This is a genomic window from Thermococcus sp. M36, from assembly GCF_012027355.1.
Taxonomy (GTDB): Archaea; Methanobacteriota_B; Thermococci; order Thermococcales; family Thermococcaceae; genus Thermococcus.
This window is the reverse complement of sequence record NZ_SNUH01000336.1, coordinates 1-393: the sequence shown is the minus strand read 5'-3', so window position 1 is coordinate 393 and position 393 is coordinate 1. Positions and strand designations below refer to the sequence as shown.

Annotated in this window: 1 pseudogene; it reads left to right on the top strand. The window is 40.7% G+C overall.

Annotation, left to right across the window (positions count from 1 at the left end):
- Window positions 1-12: 12 nt before the first annotated feature.
- Window positions 13-393, top strand: a pseudogene (locus E3E36_RS12585) (sigma-54 factor interaction domain-containing protein); the annotation flags it as partial.

The window sequence follows — 393 nt, the reverse complement described above, 5'->3', positions numbered from 1 at the left end:
TAGATAGACTTGGTTGCACAAACAAATTACAGTGTTATTATTTATGGCGAAAGCGGAACGGGTAAAGAATCTGTAGCTGCACGTATTCATTATAAAAGTAAAAGAGCAGATGCACCCTTTATTGCTGTTGATTGCGGAGCCCTTTCAAAAGAATTAGCAGGAAGTGAATTATTCGGCCACGAAAAAGGTGCTTATACCGGTGCTGCCGGAAGTAAAACGGGCTGCTTTGAATTAGCCAACGGCGGAACTATTTTCTTAGATGAAATAGCTAACCTCAGTTACGATATTCAGGTGGCTTTACTAAGGGTTGTGCAGGAAAGAAAAATAAAAAAATTGGGAAGTGAAAGAGAGATACCTGTTGATGTTCGCATTATAGATCGGAAGAGCGTCGGG